This window comes from Faecalibacterium sp. DFI.5.82 (genome assembly GCF_029076575.1).
Classification (GTDB): Bacteria; Bacillota; Clostridia; order Oscillospirales; family Ruminococcaceae; genus Faecalibacterium; species Faecalibacterium duncaniae.
In genome coordinates this window covers 1-286 of the sequence record NZ_JARFIS010001195.1, presented here as the reverse complement: position 1 = coordinate 286, position 286 = coordinate 1, and the positions used below count along the sequence as shown (strand labels likewise).

General features: G+C 45.1%; 1 protein-coding gene. It reads left to right on the top strand.

The genetic code is table 11. The features are described from left to right. Positions 1–259, top strand: a 259-nt coding sequence (locus P0G09_RS20705) for a hypothetical protein (RefSeq protein ID WP_275253622.1), incomplete at its 5' end; no start/stop codon positions are given. Positions 260–286: the final 27 nt, after the last annotated feature.

The window sequence follows — 286 nt, the reverse complement described above, 5'->3', positions numbered from 1 at the left end:
CGTTGACCTCATTGATAAATTTGTGATAGCGCGGTTCAACGACAACGGCCAGCGTTTTATACATCCAATAGGCACTGTTGGTATCGACCTCGGCGCCAGCTTTTTGATAGTTGGCTGGCGTGTCGGAAATGTTGGTATAAAACGGTACGTATGGACTGTAGCAGTAGAAGCCGAAATTGATCCATTGAATGGCAGCAAATTCTTTTGGTACGTGATTGCGAATCTGCAGAATACAGGAGCTTTGATTACGATCAAGTGAGATTGAGCGGAATTTGCGCTGTTCTTC